General features: G+C 28.5%; 2 protein-coding genes. Both read right to left on the reverse strand.

What is annotated here, in order from left to right; translation table 11 throughout:
- Nucleotides 1-27: 27 nt before the first annotated feature.
- A complete protein-coding gene (locus G498_RS0110110) occupies nt 28-456 on the reverse strand; it encodes a hypothetical protein (RefSeq protein WP_131387721.1) in 429 nt (142 codons plus the stop codon).
- Between the two features lie 188 nt (nt 457-644).
- Nucleotides 645-1,130 carry a hypothetical protein gene (locus G498_RS0110120; protein WP_131387720.1) on the reverse strand — a complete coding sequence of 162 codons (486 nt, stop codon included), beginning with the start codon at nt 1,128-1,130 and terminating at the stop codon, nt 645-647.
- Nucleotides 1,131-1,251: the final 121 nt, after the last annotated feature.

A 1,251-nucleotide genomic window follows, 5' to 3' on the forward strand; every position in this document is an offset into this window, starting at 1 on the left:
TTTTAAACCGTTGTTAGCAGTAGTGCTTTAGTTGTTGTCTGATAAAATTTTAAAAATGTAGCTAAAAATTAATAATATAGGCAAAGCTAACCAACCTGTAAAAACAAATTCTAATCCATTTTGTCCTACCGAACCATAACATAAAGTTTTTCCGTCCGTAATTAAAGAAGCAAGACTTGCTTGAATGAAAATGTATTCTAATAAATTGAATAATATTAATTTAGTTTTTAATGATTGTTGGCTTTTAATTTTTTTTAAATTTTTAATAAATAAAAAAGGTAAAAGTAACATTCCAATCCAAGTAAAGCACCAAATCAATTTCCACGAATCAGAACATTCAATTCCATTTTTAGTAAACAACATTTGAATTCCTAACAATAATATGGCAGTAAATCCAGGAATAAAAAAACCTATTGTACAAAAAATTAGCGTTGATTTTAAAAAATTGTATTTCAAAATTTCTTATCGTTATTAGTTTCGTTTTCACAATTTTGGCCGCATTACTGCTAACGTTTCGCGGCTTAGCGCAGCGGCGCGTATTTAATTTATAGTTGTAAATATAATCAAATTTTCTACTTCGTAATTTCCAGCTAAGAGAAACAAAACCAGCCGTTGCGCTAAACCGCTGTTATAAGCCGTTTTTATTATTTATACTGATAGAACACAATCCTTCCTTTATTTTCTGGTTTGTCAACACGAATTAACCTTTCTTTTTGGTAAACGTCTAAAATTTTTAAAGTGTCTTGACCATCTACAATTTGATTTAGTTTTTCGTCTAGTTTGATCATAAATCCTACACCAATGTTTTCTCTATCAATTGTGTCTAACTCAATTTGATATTTTTGATAAAACTCATTTTGATCGTATTTATATTCGGTTATTTTGTCAAGTGTTCCATTTGGGTTTAATATGAAAGCATATTCTAAATCATGAAATTTTTTATCTACAACGAATGGATGGGTAATTTCATCGCTGTTTGTTAACTCTTTTACATTGTCAAAATTTCCAATTGTTTTAGAACTAATGTCATGATTAAAAACAATGTATTTTGCAGTAATCATTGAATTTTCTGGTAATTTAGAGCAACTTACTATTAGTACTGATAGAGCTAAAATATTTAGTATTTTCATAAGAGGTTTCGTTTTTTCAAAATGGCTTATAACGTTTCAGGCTTGGCCGACGTTGCGGCAATTTAAGAAAAATTATGTTATGAATGCGAAGCATGAATAAAAGAAAAAATTCCTTTTAGAG

Source organism: Flavobacterium suncheonense GH29-5 = DSM 17707 (assembly GCF_000430025.1).
Classification (GTDB): domain Bacteria; phylum Bacteroidota; class Bacteroidia; order Flavobacteriales; family Flavobacteriaceae; genus Flavobacterium; species Flavobacterium suncheonense.

Coding starts and splice junctions, on each gene's coding strand:
- G498_RS0110120 (WP_131387720.1), bottom strand. CDS start 1,130: ATGAAAATACTAAATATTTTAGCTCTATCAGTACTAATAGTAAGTTGC.